At 42.9% G+C, this 22,350-nt stretch carries 23 protein-coding genes and 1 tRNA gene; 5 read left to right on the forward strand and 19 right to left on the reverse strand.

The features are described 5' to 3' along the window. Positions 1–29: 29 nt before the first annotated feature. From fliD to L2740_RS14000, 17 genes are all read right to left on the reverse strand, one after another. Positions 30–1,400 carry a flagellar filament capping protein FliD gene (gene fliD / locus L2740_RS13920; protein WP_248950754.1) on the reverse strand — a complete coding sequence of 457 codons (1,371 nt, stop codon included), beginning with the start codon at positions 1,398–1,400 and terminating at the stop codon, positions 30–32. 41 nt (positions 1,401–1,441) lie between these two features. Next, on the reverse strand, positions 1,442–1,819 hold the full coding sequence (locus L2740_RS13925; RefSeq protein WP_248950755.1) for a flagellar protein FlaG: 378 nt from the start codon (positions 1,817–1,819) through the stop codon (positions 1,442–1,444). Positions 1,820–1,966: 147 nt separating this feature from the next. Continuing rightward, on the reverse strand, positions 1,967–2,785 hold the full coding sequence (locus L2740_RS13930) for a flagellin N-terminal helical domain-containing protein (RefSeq protein ID WP_248950756.1): 819 nt from the start codon (positions 2,783–2,785) through the stop codon (positions 1,967–1,969). A 309-nt stretch (positions 2,786–3,094) separates the two neighbouring features. After that, positions 3,095–3,916, reverse strand: coding sequence for a flagellin N-terminal helical domain-containing protein (locus L2740_RS13935; protein ID WP_248950757.1), 822 nt, complete (start codon positions 3,914–3,916; stop codon positions 3,095–3,097). A gap of 93 nt (positions 3,917–4,009) precedes the next feature. Then, positions 4,010–5,200 carry a flagellar hook-associated protein FlgL gene (gene flgL / locus L2740_RS13940; protein WP_248950758.1) on the reverse strand — a complete coding sequence of 397 codons (1,191 nt, stop codon included), beginning with the start codon at positions 5,198–5,200 and terminating at the stop codon, positions 4,010–4,012. Positions 5,201–5,239: 39 nt separating this feature from the next. Next, the gene (gene flgK, locus L2740_RS13945) at positions 5,240–7,162 is read right to left on the reverse strand and encodes a flagellar hook-associated protein FlgK (RefSeq protein WP_248950759.1); all 1,923 of its coding nucleotides are present in this window, start codon (positions 7,160–7,162) and stop codon (positions 5,240–5,242) included. A 46-nt stretch (positions 7,163–7,208) separates the two neighbouring features. Next, positions 7,209–8,345 carry a flagellar assembly peptidoglycan hydrolase FlgJ gene (gene flgJ / locus L2740_RS13950; protein WP_248950760.1) on the reverse strand — a complete coding sequence of 379 codons (1,137 nt, stop codon included), beginning with the start codon at positions 8,343–8,345 and terminating at the stop codon, positions 7,209–7,211. 28 nt (positions 8,346–8,373) lie between these two features. Then, positions 8,374–9,480 (reverse strand): flagellar basal body P-ring protein FlgI, encoded by a 1,107-nt coding sequence (locus tag L2740_RS13955; protein ID WP_248950834.1) that lies wholly within the window; start codon positions 9,478–9,480, stop codon positions 8,374–8,376. Between the two features lie 36 nt (positions 9,481–9,516). Continuing rightward, the gene (gene flgH, locus L2740_RS13960; RefSeq protein WP_248950761.1) at positions 9,517–10,191 is read right to left on the reverse strand and encodes a flagellar basal body L-ring protein FlgH; all 675 of its coding nucleotides are present in this window, start codon (positions 10,189–10,191) and stop codon (positions 9,517–9,519) included. A gap of 22 nt (positions 10,192–10,213) precedes the next feature. Beyond that, complete coding sequence (flgG, locus tag L2740_RS13965; RefSeq protein WP_248468639.1) at positions 10,214–11,002, reverse strand: flagellar basal-body rod protein FlgG; 789 nt, start codon at positions 11,000–11,002, stop codon at positions 10,214–10,216. Between the two features lie 10 nt (positions 11,003–11,012). Beyond that, the gene (gene flgF, locus L2740_RS13970) at positions 11,013–11,756 is read right to left on the reverse strand and encodes a flagellar basal-body rod protein FlgF (RefSeq protein ID WP_248950762.1); all 744 of its coding nucleotides are present in this window, start codon (positions 11,754–11,756) and stop codon (positions 11,013–11,015) included. Positions 11,757–11,954: 198 nt separating this feature from the next. Continuing rightward, the gene (gene flgE, locus L2740_RS13975; RefSeq protein ID WP_248950763.1) at positions 11,955–13,316 is read right to left on the reverse strand and encodes a flagellar hook protein FlgE; all 1,362 of its coding nucleotides are present in this window, start codon (positions 13,314–13,316) and stop codon (positions 11,955–11,957) included. 104 nt (positions 13,317–13,420) lie between these two features. Continuing rightward, a complete protein-coding gene (gene flgD, locus L2740_RS13980; RefSeq protein ID WP_420833534.1) occupies positions 13,421–14,185 on the reverse strand; it encodes a flagellar hook assembly protein FlgD in 765 nt (254 codons plus the stop codon). An 88-nt stretch (positions 14,186–14,273) separates the two neighbouring features. Further along, entirely contained in the window at positions 14,274–14,690 is a 417-nt protein-coding gene (flgC, locus tag L2740_RS13985) for a flagellar basal body rod protein FlgC (RefSeq protein WP_028768665.1), read from the reverse strand. A 2-nt stretch (positions 14,691–14,692) separates the two neighbouring features. Further along, a complete protein-coding gene (gene flgB, locus L2740_RS13990) occupies positions 14,693–15,091 on the reverse strand; it encodes a flagellar basal body rod protein FlgB (protein ID WP_248468642.1) in 399 nt (132 codons plus the stop codon). A 188-nt stretch (positions 15,092–15,279) separates the two neighbouring features. Further along, entirely contained in the window at positions 15,280–16,119 is an 840-nt protein-coding gene (locus L2740_RS13995) for a CheR family methyltransferase (protein ID WP_248950836.1), read from the reverse strand. Positions 16,120–16,258: 139 nt separating this feature from the next. Next, positions 16,259–17,179 (reverse strand): chemotaxis protein CheV, encoded by a 921-nt coding sequence (locus L2740_RS14000; protein WP_248950764.1) that lies wholly within the window; start codon positions 17,177–17,179, stop codon positions 16,259–16,261. Between the two features lie 192 nt (positions 17,180–17,371). On the opposite strand from L2740_RS14000, the gene flgA reads away from it, so the two are divergent. The 3 genes from flgA (at position 17,372) to L2740_RS14015 (ending at position 19,002) form a co-directional block, all read left to right on the forward strand. Beyond that, complete coding sequence (gene flgA / locus L2740_RS14005) at positions 17,372–18,145, forward strand: flagellar basal body P-ring formation chaperone FlgA (protein WP_248950765.1); 774 nt, start codon at positions 17,372–17,374, stop codon at positions 18,143–18,145. Positions 18,146–18,222: 77 nt separating this feature from the next. Continuing rightward, positions 18,223–18,540 (forward strand): flagellar biosynthesis anti-sigma factor FlgM, encoded by a 318-nt coding sequence (gene flgM, locus L2740_RS14010; protein WP_248468645.1) that lies wholly within the window; start codon positions 18,223–18,225, stop codon positions 18,538–18,540. A 36-nt stretch (positions 18,541–18,576) separates the two neighbouring features. Next, positions 18,577–19,002, forward strand: a complete 426-nt coding sequence (locus L2740_RS14015) for a flagella synthesis protein FlgN (RefSeq protein ID WP_248468646.1) — start codon at positions 18,577–18,579, stop codon at positions 19,000–19,002. Positions 19,003–19,211: 209 nt separating this feature from the next. On the opposite strand, the gene L2740_RS14020 is transcribed toward L2740_RS14015, so the two are convergent. Further along, a complete protein-coding gene (locus L2740_RS14020) occupies positions 19,212–19,661 on the reverse strand; it encodes an LPP20 family lipoprotein (RefSeq protein ID WP_248950766.1) in 450 nt (149 codons plus the stop codon). Continuing rightward, on the reverse strand, positions 19,662–20,273 hold the full coding sequence (locus tag L2740_RS14025; RefSeq protein ID WP_248950767.1) for a FlgO family outer membrane protein: 612 nt from the start codon (positions 20,271–20,273) through the stop codon (positions 19,662–19,664). 433 nt (positions 20,274–20,706) lie between these two features. Between L2740_RS14025 and L2740_RS14030 the strand changes: the two genes are divergently transcribed. Continuing rightward, positions 20,707–21,876, forward strand: a complete 1,170-nt coding sequence (locus L2740_RS14030; protein WP_248950768.1) for a flagellar assembly protein FlgT — start codon at positions 20,707–20,709, stop codon at positions 21,874–21,876. A 218-nt stretch (positions 21,877–22,094) separates the two neighbouring features. Further along, a tRNA-Arg gene (locus L2740_RS14035) sits at positions 22,095–22,170 on the forward strand. Positions 22,171–22,350: the final 180 nt, after the last annotated feature.

The raw sequence follows: 22,350 nt of genomic DNA on the forward strand, positions 1-22,350 counted from the left end.
CCTTAAAAATCTGACTAGACTAATCGCAGTTATGAGCCAATTACACCAGGTAATGAATTCAGTCTGTCAGCTAACCCCGCACTTTGCTGGTTTAACTGGCCAACAATTAAATCCATCGCATTAAACTGCTTAAATAAACGTGCCTCTAACATCTCCATTTTTAAGCTGAAAGCTTCACGTTGATCATCAAGGCGTTGTTTATCATTGGTTAAGGCGTTATCACGGCTATCGATTAAGCCACCAGATTTGACGTAACCTTCTACTAGGTTATCTAGGCTTGCTGCAATACCTTTCTCTGGTGTTGCGAATAAACCTTCAACAGCGCCCATATCTTCAGCAATAACTTTATCGAGTTTCTCATCATTGATAGACATTTTGCCATAGCGGTCGGTTTCAATGCCGATATCGTATAAAGCGATCGTTTCACCGTCGACATCAACACGATTACTGATCATATTGCGCATCTGTGATTCAATCGAACGCAGCATTGAGTCACCTTGCAGCGCTGCAGACTCTTCTTTCTCAGCATCATACTTAGATAAACTACTGATCGACTCCACGAGGGTGTTATATGCGTCAACAAACCCTTTAACGTTTTCTTTAACCGCTTCGTTATCTTGCTCAATCTTTAAAGTTGAAGTCTTAGCAAGGTCCGCATCAGTCAAAGACAGGGTCACACCAGCAATGGCATTTTCAACATCATTACTTTGTGAGGTAACCTTTTGCCCATCAATGTGCAGCACAGCGTCTTGCGCTGCTTGTAAGGTTTCTAAACTGCCAGAGCCAAACATATCGTTTAGCCCAGAGCCAGAACCGACTGCATCTGTTGCTGTAATGCTAACTTGATTATCAGTACCGGTTTCATCAGAGCTAAAGACTAGACGACTACCACCATCACTTTTAATCACGGTTGCGGTAATGCCAGAATTATCTGCAGACTCATTAACTTTCTTAGCGATAGCGTCTAAAGAGTCGCCGGCCTCAATATCAACAGAGAAAGCTTTGCCGTTAACTTCTAGATCTAACGTGCCTTGACCTACGCCAGCTTTCGCATCTGCAACATTTTTACCTGCCAGTTTATGGGCCGCAGCAAGTTGCTCTACTTGGATCTGGTAACTGCCAGATTGAGCGTTTTTGTCTGCTGTCGCAGTAAAATAATCGTTGTCACCAGTCGATACTTTACGAATATTTAGCGCGGCAGGATCGCTTAGCTTTTCGAGGGCTTCCTGAAACGTAGATAATTGGCTTTTGAGAGTCCCCATTGCCGACACTTTGGCTTCAATCGTCGCCTCTGTTTTATCAAAAATCGCTTCTTTAGGTACTTTTTCGGCATCAACTAATACGCCAACAATAGTGTTGATATCTAAGCCGGAACCGATACCGGTTGCTGTTAATGCCATTTTTGCCCCCTAGACAAAATAAGTTATTTTTGACGCTCAACCTATGCTTCAGTCTTAAGCAAAGATCCCGCCACTTCTGCAAGTTTTTGTGCTAATTCTAATGCTTCTTCATTAGGGATTTGTCTAATAACATCACCCGAGTCCACATCCAATACACTGACAATACTTTGCCCAGACTGCTCATCGACTTTAAAAGCCAGCCCTTTGCGCATCAGCGATATCATATCATTAAGTTCATTTGCGACTTCATGCATATCTGCAGCTTTCTCTTCACCATCCTTAGATTGTGACGATTTTTCTGTGTCACTCGGCTCGTTAATCAGAACGGCTTTATCAACTGAGTCGACTTCTGTAGAAGTACTGTTTAATTCTTGCTTAACAGCAATAGGATTGGCAGCACTCGTGAAATTCACATCCATTGTCATACATCACCTCGGTAACTATTCAATCTAGGACGTATACCTCTATTCATTACGTCAAGGTTTATAAACAATAAAGGGAGATTCGTCATGAATCTCCCTTTAAACTGCTACTTTAGCGGTAAATACTCTTAACGAGAATCCCGATTAAAGAAGAGATAATGCAACTTGTGGTAATTGGTTAGCCTGAGCAAGCATCGCAGAACCAGTTTGTTGTAGTACTTGGTTCTTAGTCATTGCTGATGTTTCTTTAGCGAAATCCACATCAACGATACGGCTCTTAGCATCGGCAACGTTTGCTTGCGTGTTAGCACTGTTGCTGATGTTGTGTGCTAGACGGTTTTGTACCGCACCCAAATCAGCGCGTTGCGTATCAATAGTCTTGATTGCCGCATCAATTTTGCCTAATGCTGATTGACGAGCTGCAGAGGTTGCAAGTGTTAGACCACCAACTGACAATGAAGTCGCGTCAGTCTTTTTAACTTTAACAGTAATGTCTTCTTTAGCCTGGTGACCTACTTGGAAGTTTTTACCAGCCGAGAAAGTACCAGTCATTAGCTTAGTATTACCAAATGCGGTAGTTGTACCGATTGAAGTAATTTCTGTTGCTAGTGCGTCAATTTCTTTCTTAATCGCACCTAAGTCATCACTATTGTTTGCACCGTTAGATGCCTGGATTGTTAGGTCACGCATACGCTGAAGCATGTTTGTTTGCTCCTGCATCGCACCTTCTGAAATTTGTGCAATTGAGATAGCGTCGTTAGCGTTACGCATACCTACATCTAGACCACGAACCTGTGAATCTAGACGGTTAGAAATTGCTAGACCCGCAGCATCGTCTTTTGCACTGTTAATGCGAAGACCACTTGATAGACGCTCCATAGAGGTAGCCAAACCTTGGCTTGAAGAGTTCAAGTTCTTTTGCGCTTTCATAGAAGTCACGTTTGTATTTACTGTAATAGCCATAATTTGTTTCCTCTTTAATACCTGGCTTTAAAACTTGCCTGTCTATTTACGCCAGGCGGGTCTATTGGGTTACAGTAACTTTAACGGCTGCCATTTTTTAATCTTTAGTACTTTTTTCAAAAAAAATAATGTTTTTATAAAATAATATATAAAAACTAATAATATCAATAATTAAAACTATCAATAATTAAAACTATCAAACCAAACTAAAAAATCCATATTTACTGTGTTAACAGTCAATATGGATTTTTATTTGAAACTAACTTAGCCCGATTAAAATAAGCTAGTTAGTTTAAATGATGCTATCAATTAACCAAGTAATGACAAGGCAACTTGTGGTAATTGGTTAGCTTGAGCAAGCATAGAGCTACCTGTTTGTTGCAATACCTGATTCTTAGTCATTGCAGCAGTTTCTTTAGCGAAGTCCACATCTACAATACGGCTTTTAGCATCGGCAACGTTAGCTTGCGTGTTGGCGCTATTACTGATGTTATGTGCTAAACGGTTTTGCACCGCACCCAAGTCTGCGCGCTGAGTGTCAATGGTTTTGATTGCAGCATCAATTTTACCCATTGCCGACTGACGAGCTGCAGAAGTTGCTAGCGTTAAAGCGCCTACCGACAGAGATGTAGCATTTGACGTTTTAACTGTTACTTCAATATCTTCTTTCGCCTGGTGGCCTACTTGGAAGTTTTTACCAGCTGAAAAACCACCATTCAACAATTTCGTATTACCAAAAGCAGTACTGTTACCAATTGAGGTGATCTCAGTTGACAGTGCATCGATCTCTTTCTTAATCGCGGCAAGGTCATCACTGTTGTTTGCACCGTTAGATGCCTGAATCGTTAAGTCACGCATACGTTGCAGCATATTTGTCTGCTCTTGCATTGCACCTTCAGCAATTTGCGCAATTGAAATCGCATCATTGGCGTTACGCATACCCACATCTAGACCACGAACCTGTGAATCAAGACGGTTAGAAATTGCTAGACCTGCAGCATCGTCTTTCGCGCTGTTAATGCGAAGACCACTCGATAAACGCTCCATTGATGTCGATAAGCCTTGGCTTGACATATTGAGGTTCTTTTGTGCTTTCATTGATGTAACGTTGGTATTAACGGTAATAGCCATTGTGATTTCCCTTATCTAAAGTTACCGCCAAGACTTCAGGCTTGGCTAATTTCGGTTAATTTGAATTCTAATTATTTAGGTGGCGTGCCGAGCTTAAATATAATCAAACAATGACACTGTACCGACCTTAGTAAAAACGCTTGATGCGGCACTAAGAGCTTGTTGCTGTTGCTCCAATTGCGTTATCGCCTCGGCGTAATCTAAATCTTCCAACATAGATAGAGCCGAGTTATTCACAATCTTTTCTTCTTCATGGGTTGCGGCGTAACTGTCTAAGCTTTTTAAACTATTACCAGCCGAGCCTCGAGCAACATCCAATTGATTCATACCACTATCGATATTATTCAACATCTGTGCCAACTCTGATTTACCAGCCGGGGTATTAACCATATTTGGATCTTCAATTAGTGCTATTGCACTATTGATGGTATCGAGCAAACTCACTTCTGGCTTGTGTTCCAGCGAAAATGAGTCTCCGGCAGCGGGCTTGCCATCTAATTTAACTTCCATACCGTTAAACGATACCGGATTGTTAGGATCAAACGCCGGTACAGTTGTTACTACTGTATTTGACGAATCTCTGACTTCTAGATCGTTACCGACCATGGTAAATGTGAAGGTATCTGGCATATGTGTCGCAGGATCTGTCACTTTGGCGCTTTCAACTGAGAATTCACCTGTTTGACCGGCCAAATAATTGACGCTGTAATCGCCTAAGCCATTAGCTGCATTCATAAAAGCCTGATCACCAGGAATATTGGCGCCGATTGTGGTGCCCGATGCCACAACCGTTTCTCTTACGCCACTATCACCTTTGTAAATTGCATTACCGCTGGCGTCGAATTCAAAAGGCTGGCTACCGGTATTAAAACCACCAAACAGATAATTGCCCGATTCATCCTTACTATTAGCAATTGCCATCAATTCATCTAAGGTGCCGCGCAGTTCATCGGCAACAGTTTGCCGATCACTGTCAGTCAATGTGCCGTTTACCGCCCTAAGCACTTGTTCTCTCGCGCTGCTCGCTAACGTTGACGCGCTACCTAATTTACTTTCAGTAATTGATAAGCGGTTTTTGGCGTAATCAATATTCTTGATGAATTGATCAACCACTGCGTTTTGTTGGTTGAGATTACCTATGCCAGCTGCAGCAACAGGATCATCACCGGCAGTATTGACTCGTTTACCAGTTGATAACTGCTCAATGATTTGGCTGGTTTGCGACTGCTTATTAGTCACACTATTAATATTTTGGTGAAACATTTGTGCGGTTGAAATTCGCATGGTGTTAGTTCCTAATCCTTGCTCTCGTCGTTAACTGAATTAACGCAGTGAGCTAAATAGTGTGTTAAATATCTCATTGGCCGTGGTCATGATGCGTGCAGATGCCTGATAGGATTGCTGAAAACGCATTAAATTAGCAGCTTCTTCATCAAGGTTTACCCCAGAAACACTTTGAATACGGGTATACGCTTGGTTATAAATTGCTTCAGCAGATCCAACTGAAATCTCTGCCGATTTTGCCTTACTACCAACTGACAATGTCGTATCTTCAAATACATCACTTAATGTGGTTTTACCGCCATTCATCAATTTGGCTTCATTGAGCTTTGCCATATTGACCATATTGCTGTTATCACCTTCAGCAAAAGACAAATCAAAAGTGAAACGTTCTTTAGAAGCGGCTGTAGAATCAACTTCAATAGTAAAACCATGACTACTAATACTTGGCGGTGTATAAGGCGCGGCTGCACCTAGCGATGTGCCGTCAACATCAAACACTTCGTAAGTCGGCGGCGTTGCAGAGGGATCAATTTCAAATGTAAGCTCAGCTCCCTTTATAGGGAAGTTAGCCGCATTGCGATCATCAATACTCACGAGTTTGACTTCTGTATTTCCTGAATTGCTTACATCAGCGGTAATTTTTGCCGAAGCAGCAGCGATTCCTTTAGGATCTGTCATTGCAACAGAAAGTGAAGATGCTGCGCCTGCTGTCGGTCTAATTTCAAACGTGTCGCCCGATGCCATTGTGCCAGCATTAATATTGATGCTAAAACCATCAGCGCCTTCAAGCTTATTTCCGTTTAGCGTAAGCGGCGTAACATTGCCGCTGACGGAATCTTTTAATTCGTAGGTAGCAGGAGCGATAAATTTAAGCTCATAACTGCTACCCGTTAGATCGCCCACACTGTCAATATTGACACTTAGCGCCGCTGTACCAGTATTAGTTGATAATGCGCCAACACGACCTATTTGCATTGCTGGATCATTTATATCAGTAAAGATGTTAGCGCCAACCTGACCATTTAAATCTATGCCTTGTGCCTGCGCTTGATTAAATGCATCACTAATGCCCAGCGCAAACTGCCCTAATTCCATTTGTGATGGGATCAATGTATCGTCACGATAATTAACTAATGCACCTAACTGCCCGCCCATCTTGGATGCGTCAATCGTCATACTCTGACCACCTGATTGTGCGGTGATCTGCAATTCATTTGGGTAAGGATCGCCTTGAGATGTACCCAATTGCATTGACATTTCGCCAGAAACTAGCATTACAGAGCCGCCAAGCATGACACTTTTAGCACCAGACTCTAAAGGTACAACGTTAACCGAACCATACTCGCTAAGTTCCAAAATAAGCGCATCTTGCTTATCGAGTAACTGCATGTCTTGGCCTTGAGACTTCATTAGCTCACGGTTGATGTTGCCAAGTTCAGTACTTATCTCATTGATACGATCTGTCACTGCAGAGATTTGATCGTTAGTTTGAGTCATCTGGCCATCAAGATGACTTTGCATTTGATTGACGCTGCTTGCTAGCTGCTTAGCACTAGTAAGGAAAGAATCACGCATGCCGATATCATCAGGAATATCAGCTAATGCATTCATGCTCGCGAAGAAGTCATTTAATCCTTGGGGTACCGCTTTACCTAACTGTGAAAACAGCTGATCAAGTTCGCTCATTTTAGTGAACGTTGTTTGCGACTCACTCACAGCGGTTGAGCCGATGCGCAACTCGCGCGCTGCATAGTCGTTATACACGCGCTTAACGTCAGATACATAAGTACCTGCACCATAAAAATCATTACCGACACGCTGAGAGTCAAGAGTCGATTGCGAAACAACTTGGCGGTTATAACCAGCAGTGTTTGCGTTAGCAATATTATTACTGGTTATGGCAAGTTGTGACTGCGAAGCCAGTACGCCCGTACGAGCGATATTCATTAAATCTAAAGACATAATTACTGACTCCCTAAATCAAGAGGATGAACAATTTGTGTTTGCATTATTTAACCCCTTGTAAGACATCTTTAAAATCTCGAGTAATGGTTTGCATTACTTGAATAACTTTATCTGCGTATTTCGGATCGGTTGCATAACCCGCTTCTTGCAAAGAGCGAATAAAAGCTTGTGGGTTTGCAGCTTGTTTAAGTGCGTCTTGGTAGCGCTCGCCATTACCTACAAAATCAACAAAGTCATTAAAGCTTTGACCAATATCCTCATACACTCGGAAATTCGCGCGTTGTTTAACAGCGATACCTTGCTCGTATTCCAGCGTGTTAACAGAGGCATGATCCCCCTGCCAACGACTATCGGCTTTAATATTGAATAAGTTGTTACTTTGCTGACCTTGCTGGCCCTTAACCATTTTTTGCCCCCAGCCAGTCTCAAGTGCAGACTGAGCAATCAGAACTTCTGGTGTAGTGCCTAGATCTTTTGCCGCTTTTTCAGCATGAGGATACAAACGTGAAACAAACTCTTGCTGGCTAGTGAAATTGGCCTGAGACTTATCAGCATCGACTGCCGCTGACGGCAATACTTTGCCACTTAACAATGAATCTAAGGTATCTGTCTGTTTTGCTGAAAATAAACCGTTATTAGCAGCCACGGCTTGATTCGAGCCCGCTGTAACTGGATTATTTGGCAGATTAACTTGCTGCGTAGTGGCTTTACTGGCAGCAGTCATTAAGCCGACTTCTGCAGCCATATTATTTGAATTGACAGTGCGCGATGCTGGCATCTGCATTACATCGGCAGAATCCATGGTTAATGCCGCTGCTTTAGAGCCTGCATTGATATCACCACGCAATACAGAGGCTGGCGTCATTGGGCTGTTAGCAGGGTCAAGCTGTTGCACCATAAGATCAGCTAAACCTAACATGCCCTCACCTGACAAGTTTACCGACATCTGCTGATCATGCATCTGTTCATAAAACTTGGTGTACTGGCTATTCATAGGACTGTCTGATTCAAAGACAGCATTAGCGTCACGCATGCTTTGCATCAGCATTTGCACGAAGATCCCTTCAAACTGCTGAGCAACTTCTTTTAACGCACTGGTTTCATCTTTTTGTGCTCTGGATCTTAATGAGTCCAAGCCTCCAAGATCCAGAAATTGCGATGCGTTCGACAGCTTTTCCATGACACCTTTCCAATAAAACTGACAATATTTAGATAATTATCAGTTCACCATGCAAAGCTCCTGCCATCTTTAACGCTTCTAGAATAGCAAGTACATCTGAAGGCGCCGCACCGACCAAGTTAACCGCACGAACTAGCTCGTCTAGCGTGGTTCCAGGGTTAAACATAAACATGCGGCTATCTTGTTCTGCCACATCAACTGTGCTGTCGGTAGTGACCACAGTTTGACCGTTACCAAATGGGTTTGGCTGAGAAACCTGAGTCGCTTCAGCAATCGTCACAGTTAAGCCACCATGAGTGACTGCTGCTGGCAATAATTTGACGTTCTGGCCAACAACAATCGTACCAGTACGAGAATTAACAATGACTTTTGCAGACTCAGATGCAGGTTCTACTTCAATATTTTCAAGTGTGGCTAAAAACGATACCCGTTGGGATACATCACGCGGCGCACTCACCTGCACAGAAGCCGCATCAAGTGGTCTTGCCATGCCAGGGCCAAGTAGATCGTTAATCGCATCAGCTAAACGTTTTGCTGTAGAAAAGTCAGCACGACGTAAGTTAAAGGTTAAGTGGTCGCCGGTTGAAAATGGCGTTGCCACAGTACGCTCAATAATCGCACCATTGGGAATACGGCCAACGGTTGGGGTGTTTTGAATCACCTTAGATCCGTCCATACCTTCAGCACTAAAACCACTAACTACCATGCTACCTTGAGCAATTGCGTACACATTACCGTCGACACCTTTTAAGAAAGTTTGTAGCAAAGTGCCGCCTCGTAAACTTTTGGCTTCACCAAGGCTTGATACGGTGACGTCTAAGGTTTGACCCGGCTTAATAAACGGTGGCATATCAGCGCTCACAGCGACTACCGCGACGTTTTTAATCTTAGGTTGAAAATTATCTGGCAAGTTAATACCAAAGTTTTTCAACATGGTTTTAAAGGTTTGCTGAGTATAACGAGTCTTTTCACCAGTACCCGGCAAACCAACCACTAAACCATAACCAATAAGTTGGTTACTACGCACCCCTTGTACGTTGGCGATGTCTTTAATGCGCTGCGCTTTTACCGGCGTACTCAATGTAAAAGCTGATAAAGCCACCACCATACATAGCAAAACCAATTTGAATTTCATCATCCTAAATCCTTAACTCTAGCGCGTTGCTAACGCCTAGAATGGCCACCAGCTACCCATAAAGAACGAAGCTAGCCAACCCACTTTTTGCACTTCAGCAAATGTACCTGTACCACTGTATTGAATACGGGCATTGGCAACTCGTTGCGAGTCAATGGTGTTATCAGGGCGGATGTCTTGGGCGCGCACAATACCTGTGATACGCACAAACTCATCGCCATTATTAATACTGATCCATTTCTCACCACGAATAACTAAGTTACCGTTATTCAGCACTTGCATTACGTTGGCAGAAATACTGCCAGATAAGCTATTACTTTGGTCAGCATCAGACTCACGCTTAGTGTTCATGCTGTCTTTGTAGCGCAAATCAATAGGGTTACCGCCAATAGTCACATTGCCGCCACCTGCATAAATGGGATCAAGTGACAGGTCGGTACCTTTAGAGATCTCGTTGTTAGCACTCTTTTTCGCCTGAGTTTGCTCCATTAAATACACAGTAATAATGTCGCCGACTTTAAGCGCTTTAATGTCTGAATACAGGCTAGACGCTTGGCTATCTTGATACATAGAGCCCGTGGCTGCGATTTTAGTCGGCGGCGCTTCTGGATAAACAGGCGCATAGTAAGGATCGTCAGCAATTGGTTTTCCGTTGGTTGAGTTACAACCAGAGACCACCGCAATCAAGGCAAACACCAACAAATGCTTCATAGTTAAAGCCTCTTAAAAATGCTTAAAGATTCTGGTTTACGTAAGACAACATCTGGTCAACGGCCGAGATAACTTTTGAGTTCATCTCATAAATACGCTGACTTTCAATCAAATTAACAAGCTCTTCGGTCACGTTAACGTTTGAGGTTTCAAGCGCGCCTTGACGAATAGCGCCCATACCATCAAGCGAGGCAGTGCCTTGAATAGGTGTGCCACTGGCACCGGTTTCTAGATAAAGGTTTTGCCCCATAGGATCGAGTCCTGATGGATTAATAAAGTCAGAGATAGCTAGTTGACCAACAACTTGGTTTTCAGCGTTACCCGGTGTTTTCACTGACACTTCACCTTCTGCTGAAACCGTAATGCTTGTTGCATCATCAGGAATCGTAATCGCAGGCTGAACCACATAACCCGATCCAGGGGTCACTATCTGCCCTGTATCGTCTAAGCTAAACTGACCATTACGGGTATAGGCTGCTGTACCATCTGGTAATTGCACCTCAAAAAATCCTGGCCCTTCAACCATTAAATCTAATGAGTTATCAGTAGTCAGCATATTGCCTTGAGTGAACATCTCTTGGGTGGCTACTACTTTAGTACCCGCACCAATACTTAAACCGTTAGGTAACTTAGTATTGGATGCGCTAATGCCACCAGCTTGATTAACGTTTTGATAAAGCAAATCTTCAAATACTGCGCGGCTTTTCTTAAAACCTACAGTACTAGCGTTAGCTACGTTATTTGAAATAACTGAAATATCGGTTTGCTGAGCGTCTAAACCAGTCTTACTTATCCATAAAGCGGGATGCATAGTATCTCTCCTAGCTTATGCGCATTAAGGCAGAAGACGCGCGGTCGTTCTCTTCTGCGGTTTTCATCATTTTCACTTGCATCTCGAACTGACGTTGCAGGTCAATCATAGATACCATTTCATGTACTGCATTAACGTTACTGCCTTCAACAGCCCCGCTTAATAACCCAACGCTAGGATCGGCTGGTGCATTCTCACCAGACATAAGACGAAACAAACCGTCTTCTCCACGCATTAGGTTTTGATTACCCGGATTAACCAGTTTGATCCGAGCAACCTCTTCAATCACTTCAGCTGTGGCGCCAGATGGACGAACTGACACTATGCCGTCTTTGGAGATCTCAACTTTTTCAATTGGCAGCGGCAACACAATTGGGCCATTGTCGCCCATTACAGCCGTGCCTCTGTCATTACGCAGCACGCCAGTATTATCAAAGCGTAAGCTGCCTGAGCGGGTATAAGCTTCACCGCCATTTTCAGCTTGCACAGCAATCCAGCCATCACCCTTAACTGCAATATCTAAATCACGGCCAGTCGTTTTAATTGGACCACTAGCAAAATTAGCAGACGGAGTTTCAGTCATTGAAAAAACACGTGTAGGTAAGCCTTCACCAAAGGCCTGCATAGAGCGCGCTTGAGCGAGATCAGCCTTAAAGCCATCAGTATTCGCATTGGCCAAATTATTGGCACTGACAGCCAATGAATTCATATTCTGTTTTGCGCCGCTCATCGCGACATAGAGCAATTTGTCCACCTAACACTCCGTCAAACTTCCGTCTAAACAATATCGAAGCAAACATCGTGCCAAAGAGTGTTTATGAGTAAATTAAGATTTAAGCAAGGTGAGATTAGTCTGAGGTGCTTATTAAATATTTTATAAGCTCAAAAGCGATAGAAAGAGGAAACACGTTGCCTTTGCGGCAACGTGTTTTTCGTTACTTGCCGTTAAAGATTAACGGATCTGCAGGATAGATTGCTGCAAGGTATTATTCACTTCAAGAGTACGAGAGTTAGCCTGGAAATTACGCTGCGCAGAAATCAAATCCACCAGCTCAGTGGTCAAGTCCACGTTCGATTGCTCTAGTGCTGATGAACGAATACTACCAAAAGTGCCGCTATTCGCCTCGCCCGCTAATGCTGGGCCAGAATCTAAACTGGCTTTCCAAGAGGTATTACCCGCTTGTGTTAGTCCTTGCTCGTTAGCAAAACCAACCAAAGCTACACGGGCTAAAGGCACAGTTGAGCCATTACTGTAACTTGCGTTAATAAGACCGTCTGCACCCACTTCAACGTTGGTTAGACGACCAACTGTGGTACCGTCTTGAGTTAGCTCTGTCACTTCAAATGGTGAAGCGAACTGCGTTGGATTATTAAAGTTTAGGGTTAATTTTTGGCTGCCATCTGCGCCAGGGCCTAATACATTAGCGCCACCAACACCTAAGGCTTCGGTTGTAATAACCGCAGGGTCGCTGCCTTCATAACCACCAGTAGCATTAAATGACACAGCTGCGCCTTTCCAGCCCGCGGCGTTTTCAGCTTTAGCGGTTGAGTCAGCAATACCATCACCTGTGGTATCTGTTGCGTATTCACCAGATGCCGGATCAACATCAACAGGTTTACCGTCAACTGCATAAAACGCTACCCAGTTACTCTCATTGTTATGAGCCGCATTAGGTGGGCGAACAAAGTATGAGGTTAAAATATGTGGCTCACCGAGTGAGTCATAAATCGTTACAGAGGTAGAGTTGTTAAAGGTTTCTGGGTCATCCGGGTCAAACGCTGCAGGATCGAGTGTGCCCTCACCGGCATTCAGGTTCATCTGAATCCCAACATTGTCAGTTTTAACTGGGCTACCTGCAGTGTCAGGAATTTGCACTGGCTTAGTGGTGGTTAAACTCACTGAAGTCGAATTCCCCTCTTTATCAACAGGGAATGTTTGTAGGTAATTACCGGCTGAATCTACAATGTAGTTATTAGAGTCAAACTTAAATGCACCGGCACGAGTATAGGAGTGATCTTGTGAACCAATTTCTGATGAAGTTACAAAGAACCCACCGCCATTAATCGCCATATCAAGCGAGTTATTGGTAAATGCCATACTGCCCTGATGGAACTGCTGGGCAACTTGACTTGTGGTAACGCCGCCACCTACTGCCGTTTTACTATTTGAAAAAATAGAGTTGGCATATACATCAGCAAATTCAGCACGAGACTCTTTAAAACCTGTGGTATTAACGTTCGCGATATTGTTTGCTGTTGTATTTAGATCTTTTTGCGCTGATGAAATCCCGCTCAATGCAATATTAAATGACATGATTCACCCCAGTCCTTATGTAATTCTATTTTGAAGCGTTGCAAGCTCACTGTGCAGCGCTGCGTAATTAATTTGCCGCTAACGATGTTGCTAACTTTTCGCTATTAGGTTTCTGATACAGCGAGTACATCACTGATCTTAATGCCGCCAACACCACGTAGATTCAAAATCGCACCGGTTGCAGCAGTACCTAGCGAAACGCTAGTAACGTGGGCGTAAGTCGACACAGGCAATTCTTCACTCGTACCATCAACTTTACCGCTGGCTTTAAAGGTGTAATTACCCTCAGCAACTGGCTCGCCGTTCTTATCTAAACCGTCCCAGCTAACATCAATGTTGCCACCCGCGCTGCCATCAACGGTGTAAGTGTCAACAAGCTGACCTTTTTCATCTTCAATACGCACCGTGATTGAGTCGACTGGTTCAGGCGTACTAATGATGCCCTTCATACTGGTATCTTCTGCAGAGATATGCGCAGTATCTGATGGAATAAGCACCTTTTGACCAACAAGACCCGATGCTTGCAACGCCTGACTAGAGCTGGTTAACGCATTAAGGTTAACAATCTCTTCGTTCAACTTAGTAATACCATCTACCGTTGAAAACGATGCCATCTGCTGGATCATCTGATCGTTTTCAACCGGTTTAAATGGATCCTGCATCGATAACTGCTGACTCAAAAGCGCAAAGAAGTCTTCTTGAGTCAACTCTTGATTGTTGGGCTCCGGTACTGCGCTTTCTTCAGGTAAGCGCAATCCGTCAAGAAATGGGTTACCTGTCATTGTTTGTTCAGTATTGGTCGCTGCAGCCACATTACTTTGCGTTGTTTGGGCTGTTTGCGGCGAAATAGGATTACTCTGAGGAGAGATCCCACCAACTTGGGTTGCCCCAGGCGCTGCCGATGTTCCGCCAAGCGGATTAATAAGGCTCAAAATTTACCTCCAGCTTTCACTGAGTTTATTTGCCTATTCTAAGGGTCTGCTGAAGCATTGATTTCGCCGCTTCAGTGACTTGTACGTTCATTTGATAAGAGCGAGAAGCCGAGATCATATTCGCCATCTCCTCCATGACATTGACATTTGGCTTGTAAATAAAGCCATCTGTGTCGGCCATTGGATGGTCTGGCGCAAATTCTTTATTAAGTGGCAAGTCGCTTTCAACAATGCCCTTTACTGCAACAGATGCAGACGCACTTTGATGTTGCTGTGCTTTGCTCATCTCAGCTTCAAAAATCGGATGACGGGCACGGTATGTCTCTCCAACACTACTTGAGACTGAATCAGCGTTAGCAATATTACTGGCTGTGGTATTCAGACGCACAGACTGAGCTGACATACCTGAACCCGCTACATTAAAAATATTAAATAAGCTCATAATTAATCGCCTCTAATCGCTTTTTTCATACCGGAGAACTTCCCGTCTAAAAACCCTAATGACATTTGGTACTCAAGTGCGTTTTGCATAAACGCTGATTGCTCTTGCTGAATATCCACAGTATTACCGTCACCTGTATCGGGTTGATTCGGTACGCGGTAACTCACATGCTGTTGGCTTAGCGCTGCTAAATCAAAATGTTTACTATCACTTTTAGCCATAGTTAAACCCGACTGTTTTGACTGCGCTGCGGTCATAGCTTTAGCAAAATCAACATCACGAGCTTTATAGTTTGGCGTATCGGCGTTAGCTATATTTGAAGATAAGACTTCAGCACGTTGAGAACGGATCCCCAAAGTGTGTTGATGAACGCCTAATGCTTTATCAAAACTAATCGCCATAAAATTGCCTCCTAAGCTCTATGGCTAAGTCAAAGCAATACTTGTGCCAAAAAACTAACTGGATAAAGGATTTATACTTTTTAGAGGGGAATTGCGAAAAGTTAAGCACGGAACAGATAAAAAAAATGACAAACAAGATACAAAAAACGCGTCATAATAGACGCGTTTATTTTAGTTAAAGCCGCTCATTAGCTACGTTTTTGGTAATAGATGCCTGGATTACAGCGCACCATATCAAATTCATCAGACAAGCCAGCAATGGACTCAGAAGCGCCCAAGAACAATATGCCGTTAGGATTAAGTGCGGCAGCAAATTGCCGCAAAATCTTCCGCTTTGCCTCTGGAGAGAAATAGATCAATACATTACGGCAAAAGATAATGTCGAACTTGCCAAGTAAGGTGTAGCTCTCAAGTAAATTATGGGCTCTAAAATTAACTAATCGTTTTACATTAGCCTTAACCACCATATTCCCCGATGGTAACGCATCAAAAAACTGACGCTTACGCTCATCAGACAAACCACGACCAAGGGCTAAGTTGTCGTATTCAGCATTTTTACAACGCTCTAGCATTGATGGTGATAAATCCGTTGCTAGAATACTTGCGCTACTTGGCAAGCTACCTGGTTTGCGCTGCTGATGCTCTAACACGCTCATTGCTAAAGAATAAGGTTCTTGACCAGATGAACACGCTGCCGACCATATTTTAACTGGGCGACCTAAGCGGTTAAAAGTTGGCAAAATTGAGTTACTTAATAACTCGAAAGGATAGCGGTCACGAAACCACAAGGTTTCGTTGGTGGTCATGGCATCAATCACCTCTGTACGCAATTGGCGTTCAGTAGGTTTCATTGAGTGTTTAACCACATCAGATAAAGACGGTAAGTTATACTTACCCATTAATGGTGCTAAGCGGCTACGCACTAAATACTGCTTATTTTCTCCCAGCACAATACCGCTATGCTGCTCCAAGAATAATCGAAACTGATTGTACTCATTCTCAGCGAGAGATTTATTTGACACGCTTATATCCTAATTAAATAAAATAAACCGCATTGGCACAGTCGCCGATGTATCTGCGATAGCCAAAAACGAACGCAGCGTTATACCTTAGCGAGGAAAGAAACACAAGTCAGCCACTGTGCCCTCTCCCCTTATGTAATCGAAATTACAGACTTAAGTGCTTGTTTACGGCGGCTGCTAATTCATCTGGGTTAAATTTAGCGATAAAATCATTAGCGCCAACCTTTTGCACCATGGCTTGGTTAAAGACCCCACTTAATGAAGTATGCAGTACCACTTTTATATTCTTAAGCTTAGGATCATCACGAATTTCAGCGGTTAAGGTATAACCGTCCATTTCAGGCATTTCAATATCTGAAATGATCAATGGGATCTCTGTTGAAACATCATCTAGTTCAGCAGAAATTGCTCTTAGCTTATCTAGCGCTTCTTTACCGTCTTTAGCTGTATCGATTTGTAGATCGAGTGAGGTTAATGCGCGAATAATTTGCTTACGAGCAACCGATGAATCATCGATAACCATAATATGATAATGCTTATCTCGATCAATCGTTAACGCTTCATCAAGCTCTTTACTGGTATTAGTGTTTACAGGAGAGATCTCATCAAGGATTTTCTCAACATCTAAAATCTCAACCAATTCGTTATCAATTTCTGTCACCGCAGTTAGGTAAGAAAATTTACCCGCTCCCTGAGGTGGTGGCATAATCGCTTCCCAATTCATATTAATGATGCGCTCAACAGAGCTCACCAAGAAACCTTGAATACTGCGGTTATACTCAGAAATAATAATAAAACTGTTTTCGAGGTTCTCAATTGGGCGGCCACCTGTTGCCGCACTTAAATCAATTACCGAAATAGTCATGCCGCGGACATGCGCTACGCCACGAACTTTAGAATTGAGCTTCGGCAAGTTAGTTAAGGGCGGGCACTGCAGCACTTCTTTTACTTTAAACACGTTAATGCCGAATCGTTGGCGTCCATTAAGCTTAAATAACAATAACTCTAAGCGATTTTGCCCAACCAATTGAGTTCGTTTGTTTACTGATTCAAGAATATTCGACATACAATTTTTTGCCTTGTTACCTATTTATATAGGTTTATATCTGTTTCATTTGATAATGTTACGCAAATACACCGTTACTCTGTTATTCAGGTCAATATTTGCTACTGCAGTATTCGGCACACAACTTGCTTAATGATGGTGAATTGAGCGAGCACGACAATCTAATGACGCTCACAATACATAAGGATAACAATGACTGCTGCCCAAAAAACTACACCATACAGAAGCATTCTAGCTAATCAAGCAATTGCATTCATTAGGAATTTGTACTTTGGGCTAGTTTTAATCGCGATTTTGTTATCTGCTCGTACATATGCAGTCGAGCCAGCAAGTATCCCTTCTATATCGACCTTATCTCGATTAGCTATAGCTGCTGTTGAAGAAAAAATTCAAGCGCCTGAAAAAGCAAAAATTCAGATCACTCCACAAAGCCTCGATACCCGAGTCAATCTGCCAAACTGCTACCCACCAATCACAGCTGAAATTGCCAGCAATCGTGAAATCAAGCGCACTAACACCGTCAAAATCAGCTGTAATAGCCCAGACTTAAGTTACCCTTGGCAAATATTCCTATCAGTTAGAGCTGATATCCTTTACCCCGTAGTTGTGGCTAAATCGACAATGGGACCAGGTGATTTACTCTCTGAGAGCGATCTAGCAATAGAGTACATAGATCAAACTAGCTTACGCGGCCACCAATTTGAAGATTTGTCTGAAGTGGTAGGTGCTAGACTTAAAAGGCGAGTGGTACCAGGGCAGCCAATATTTGAAAACCAACTATGTATTATCTGTAAAGGTGATAGCGTTTCTATTTATGCCCGCTCAGATAACTTTGTCATTAAAACCGTCGGTGAAGCCCTTCATGATGGCAACGTCGGCGATAAAATTAGAATTAAGAACAGCCACTCTCATAAAAGCCTTGATGCACAAGTCACAGCCGTTGGCCAAGTTGAAGTAAGAATGTAAAATAAGCCTAAAGTAATTAATCATGCTGCCGATAGCATGTGTAAGAAACTATTTTTTATAAAATGTTGGATCTCAAAATGGCTATTGATATTAAACAAGTAAACCCTCATGCCAATTCTCGAATTGGTACTGGGACAAGCGCAAAAGGAACGCCTGCACAAACGGCTCCAGCTAGCGCAGCACCGACGCCTCAAAAAAGCGATTCAGTGTCTATTACAGCTCAAGCTCAACAAATTCAAAACGTGCAAACGAAGATGGCCGATATGCCCGATGTTGATCAAAACAAAATAAATGAAATTAAAGCTGCAATTGCTGAGGGACGTTACAAAATCGATCCTGATAAGCTTGCATCTAACATTGCTAACTTTGAAAATGAGCTTAAAGACTTAAGCTAATTTTAGCGGCAAACATGACTAATTGAGCAAGGCAATATGACAAATCTATCTCAACTTCTTAGCTCACAACACCAAGTGTTGACTGAGCTAAACGCAGTGATAAGCCAAGAAAAGCAGGCATTGCATGAGCAAAAAGCCGATGCTTTACTCGCGCTTGCCAGCACCAAGGCAAACTTACTCAGTAGCCTAAAGCACAATGATGAGATGATAGCAGCGCAACCCGACCTTGACTTACTAAAAACTGATGCAGAGCTAATTGCACAAGTGAGCAGTGCCAAAGCTTTATTAGCGCAATGCCAACAGCTTAATGCTGAAAACGAATCATTAATCGAATTAAGTTTAGCCAGCTTGAATCGGTTCTCACAAGCTTTGCAAGTCAGTAGAAATGCATCGAGCTTGACCTATGATGGCAAAGGCAAAACCTCAAGTATTTCAACTTTGGGTAATAACCTGCAAGCGTAAAGCTGAGTTGAGAAGGACGCTTAGCTACTAGGACGTGACTACGTCACTTTGAGGGCGTCGCGCAGCGACTTCTAGATCCTAGGTAAAAGCTAATACCATCAGATAAGAATGTTCGTCTTTGACTTTGTCTTTGCTTGTGCTTTTCCTAGCACCTAGAAGGACGAAGTCAACCCTAGGTCCTCGAAGTGAGCTTACGAACGCCCTGTCTCTTAAAAATAAGTTACTTGCTTGATGCGCTGCGAACGGTGTTGCTGTTGATATAGCGCCCATACTTGTTCGAAATCTAACTCTAACTCAGTAATATAATGCTCACCTGCTGGGTAGCTTTTTACTACTTTAGCACCACGAATAACCCCTGAAACTGACGCCTGAACCTCATCAGCGGTCAACACCCAATCGCTCACTTGACTGGTCGCACTCAACTGCTGCCCATAAACTTGCTCAGCAAGTTCACGATAAGCGGCAATTTTTGATGCCTGCATAGCCATTAACACTCTTTGAGATTGCTCTGTAGCAGGTTGAACATCAAGTGATGCATAACCAATAGCTGTTAATTTTGGGAACGACTTTGGTGCTTCAGTCTCGTATTGCACATACCTGTCTTGGGTGGAACAGGCTGCCAGTAATAATGCTATGCAAAAACATAATATTGCTTTCATTTATCTCTCTCCTATCACCCTAACCGCCTGCTCTGCAGCATGAGCATTCCGGTAAAGCAGCCCATGCGCTGAGACTACTTTTTCAGAGGGCTGAATGTAGTCGTTCAAGTCATTTGCATTGACAAAGCCTTGTGCAGCCGATACCACTCTATTATTAGTTACATTCACAATACGGCTATTAAGCGCCATTCCGGCATTCGATAAACTCATCGTAGACACAACAACATGTTCAACCGCAATATCAGCCGGCAGTTGTTGCCAATCACGAGTTAAAATAAAATCACCATCTGCAGTTATTTTTAGCGCGTCAGCAACATTAATATCGACTAAGTTAAACTGCTTTTGATGCATGGCGGCAATTAGGCCTTGCTGAAACTGCAAACCAAATGAATTTGTGCTTTCTAAGTCGCTAATTAATACTGGCGTAGTGACAATCACAGGTTGGTCTGGGCGTAAACTATCGTTTTGCAAAGCTAAACTATTGACCATTTGCTGCGAAATTTGATTTATCGCAGCACTATTGAGCATGGTTAAGTTTTGCGTCTCACCCTGTGACGTTGCTTCGCAGCCTAGCGCAAACAATATCGGTAAACAAATAATGGATTTATACATTCTCTAAGCCTTATATAACGCCAGCGCCTATGACTGAGTGCTCACAAAAACAATGACTAACCTCAATTCAACTATTGAACTCATAGTAAGCAAATTGCAGCTTATTGCTAAGTCAACGCGATTAAGAGGCGTTGACTGTTCTTATGCTATATAAGCCCTTATCGGCAGCAGAGTAGAAAACTTTATAATTTTCACAATCGCTGTTGTCCTAAGGTGTAGCATGGTTTCTGTATGCCCCTTAGCTTTGGCAATCGCATTCCTTGCCTAAAAGCTACAAACTGCACATTTTTCAGCCAATCCAACCGGCCAATTAGCCACAATCATTCTATTGCAGGCACACTATTTGCTTAATGTATTGCAATAACAGCAAAAGCGTCAGATAAGCGACGTTTGCAAATGATTTAGTTTGACTAATACCGACCGGAAAATTGAGATGAAATCAGCACTATATTCAGTAACCGCATTGTTGTGCTTCATATCATCAGCAATAACAACGCCCGTTGAAGCTAAATGGATCACAGTAAGTGGCCAAGCAGAAATTATTGATAATGATGTAGCCCAAGCTCGAGAAGATGCGATTCATCAAGCAGTCAGTTACGCAACCCTTAAATCTGGAGCTCAATTTGTTAGTCAGCAAACAGTCAGTAACGGCCAGCTAATTGAAGATTCATTTACTGTGGCTCACCAAACCCAAAGCCAAAATATTGAGCTTCTATCTGAGAAAGTAGATAACAATGTGCTCACAGTTAATATCCGACTCGATCTCATTGAGCCGATAAATCTGGAGTGCCAGAGTGGCGAGTTAAAGGCCGCCATTCTTATTCCGCAATCACTGATTAACGATCGCACGCAACTAAGATACGGTAATCTAGGTCTGTTTGAACAAAATATTTCGCAGCGTTTGGCGTATATTTTAGCCCAGCAATCAAGCAGCAGCTTCCCTCAAGTTCATGCAAATGAGCGCCTAGATATAGATCAAGCTTTAGTTGATGTTCGCGGCTACAGGCTGCCAACTTGGTTAGGTGAAATTACCGATAGCCAATATATCCTATTACCTGAAATCATTGATATTTCAACCGAGCCATTTACTAGCACGCTAGGCCTGTGGGACAACGACCCACAACGTACATTCCAAATACGTGTGTCACTATTTCACGCTGTCAGTGGTGAGAAAATTTGGAGTCAACAATATCAAGACGAAGCAGAGTGGGAGTTCAAACGTCAGCAAACCGTTAATTCAAATAGCGAAATGTTTTGGCGTTCTGAATACGGTGAAGCCATTGACCGAGTGCTCACGCAAGTTAGCCACGATATTGATGACAATTTAAATTGCCGACCACTGCTCGGGCAAGTGGTATCTAGGCAAGGCGATAGAATTATCATTAATCTTGGACGTGAGCATGGTATTAGAGTTGGTGATAAATTACAGATTGTTTTACAGCAAAACATGCCTGACAGATTAGATAATATGCGCGCAGTGGCCAGTAAGAGCAGAGCAAGCATCACTATTGACCAAGTGAGTCAGCAAAGCGCAACCGCTGAACTTAAAGGCATAGCGGCATCTATAAATGTCCAATTAAGTGATTTAGCCATAAAGCTATAACGACTTTTAGCCGATGACTAGCAAGCGTTCTATTGCTGAGCTGACAATGGTGAGCAGTAAAAACAGCACAAGTTTAAAATAATAGCCGTTACCAATAGCGAGTTATTCTCGCTATTGGTCATTAAAATTGACTGAGCGAACATTTATTAAGCAACTAAATTTAAAGACTTTTCATCTGCTCTTTTCATCTAGTCTAAAACCAGTATAATCAGCTCAGTCTCCCTATAGCTCAACAGGATAGAGCAGTCGCCTCCTAAGCGATCGATCGGGGTTCGAGTCCCTGTGGGGAGACCATATACATACCTTTTTGGTGATGTTACATCTGCTATATCATTTTCATTGTTTACTTTTAGCCTCTACGCGGCTCACAAACTAATCCTCACAGTGTTAGCTCTACTTTTTGTTTTTACTCTTATTTACGCTCAAAATCACCTATTCAAGTTCAGCCGCTTATCGTTAACTGATACCATAAAG

This window comes from Shewanella pneumatophori (genome assembly GCF_023283895.1).
Lineage (GTDB): Bacteria > Pseudomonadota > Gammaproteobacteria > Enterobacterales > Shewanellaceae > Shewanella > Shewanella pneumatophori.

Excerpts from the sequence above, each read along its gene's own strand:
- fliD (WP_248950754.1), bottom strand. The coding sequence starts at position 1,400 with ATGGCATTAACAGCAACCGGTATCGGTTCCGGCTTAGATATCAACACT.
- L2740_RS13925 (WP_248950755.1), bottom strand. The coding sequence starts at position 1,819 with ATGGATGTGAATTTCACGAGTGCTGCCAATCCTATTGCTGTTAAGCAA.
- L2740_RS13930 (WP_248950756.1), bottom strand. The coding sequence starts at position 2,785 with ATGGCTATTACAGTAAATACAAACGTGACTTCTATGAAAGCGCAAAAG.
- L2740_RS13935 (WP_248950757.1), bottom strand. The coding sequence starts at position 3,916 with ATGGCTATTACCGTTAATACCAACGTTACATCAATGAAAGCACAAAAG.
- flgL (WP_248950758.1), bottom strand. The coding sequence starts at position 5,200 with ATGCGAATTTCAACCGCACAAATGTTTCACCAAAATATTAATAGTGTG.
- flgK (WP_248950759.1), bottom strand. The coding sequence starts at position 7,162 with ATGTCTTTAGATTTAATGAATATCGCTCGTACGGGCGTACTGGCTTCG.
- flgJ (WP_248950760.1), bottom strand. The coding sequence starts at position 8,345 with ATGGAAAAGCTGTCGAACGCATCGCAATTTCTGGATCTTGGAGGCTTG.
- L2740_RS13955 (WP_248950834.1), bottom strand. The coding sequence starts at position 9,480 with ATGAAATTCAAATTGGTTTTGCTATGTATGGTGGTGGCTTTATCAGCT.
- flgH (WP_248950761.1), bottom strand. The coding sequence starts at position 10,191 with ATGAAGCATTTGTTGGTGTTTGCCTTGATTGCGGTGGTCTCTGGTTGT.
- flgG (WP_248468639.1), bottom strand. The coding sequence starts at position 11,002 with ATGCATCCCGCTTTATGGATAAGTAAGACTGGTTTAGACGCTCAGCAA.
- flgE (WP_248950763.1), bottom strand. The coding sequence starts at position 13,316 with ATGTCATTTAATATTGCATTGAGCGGGATTTCATCAGCGCAAAAAGAT.
- flgC (WP_028768665.1), bottom strand. The coding sequence starts at position 14,690 with ATGAGCTTATTTAATATTTTTAATGTAGCGGGTTCAGGTATGTCAGCT.
- flgB (WP_248468642.1), bottom strand. The coding sequence starts at position 15,091 with ATGGCGATTAGTTTTGATAAAGCATTAGGCGTTCATCAACACACTTTG.
- L2740_RS14000 (WP_248950764.1), bottom strand. The coding sequence starts at position 17,179 with ATGTCGAATATTCTTGAATCAGTAAACAAACGAACTCAATTGGTTGGG.
- flgA (WP_248950765.1), top strand. The coding sequence starts at position 17,372 with ATGACTGCTGCCCAAAAAACTACACCATACAGAAGCATTCTAGCTAAT.
- flgM (WP_248468645.1), top strand. The coding sequence starts at position 18,223 with ATGGCTATTGATATTAAACAAGTAAACCCTCATGCCAATTCTCGAATT.
- L2740_RS14015 (WP_248468646.1), top strand. The coding sequence starts at position 18,577 with ATGACAAATCTATCTCAACTTCTTAGCTCACAACACCAAGTGTTGACT.
- L2740_RS14020 (WP_248950766.1), bottom strand. The coding sequence starts at position 19,661 with ATGAAAGCAATATTATGTTTTTGCATAGCATTATTACTGGCAGCCTGT.
- L2740_RS14025 (WP_248950767.1), bottom strand. The coding sequence starts at position 20,273 with ATGTATAAATCCATTATTTGTTTACCGATATTGTTTGCGCTAGGCTGC.
- L2740_RS14030 (WP_248950768.1), top strand. The coding sequence starts at position 20,707 with ATGAAATCAGCACTATATTCAGTAACCGCATTGTTGTGCTTCATATCA.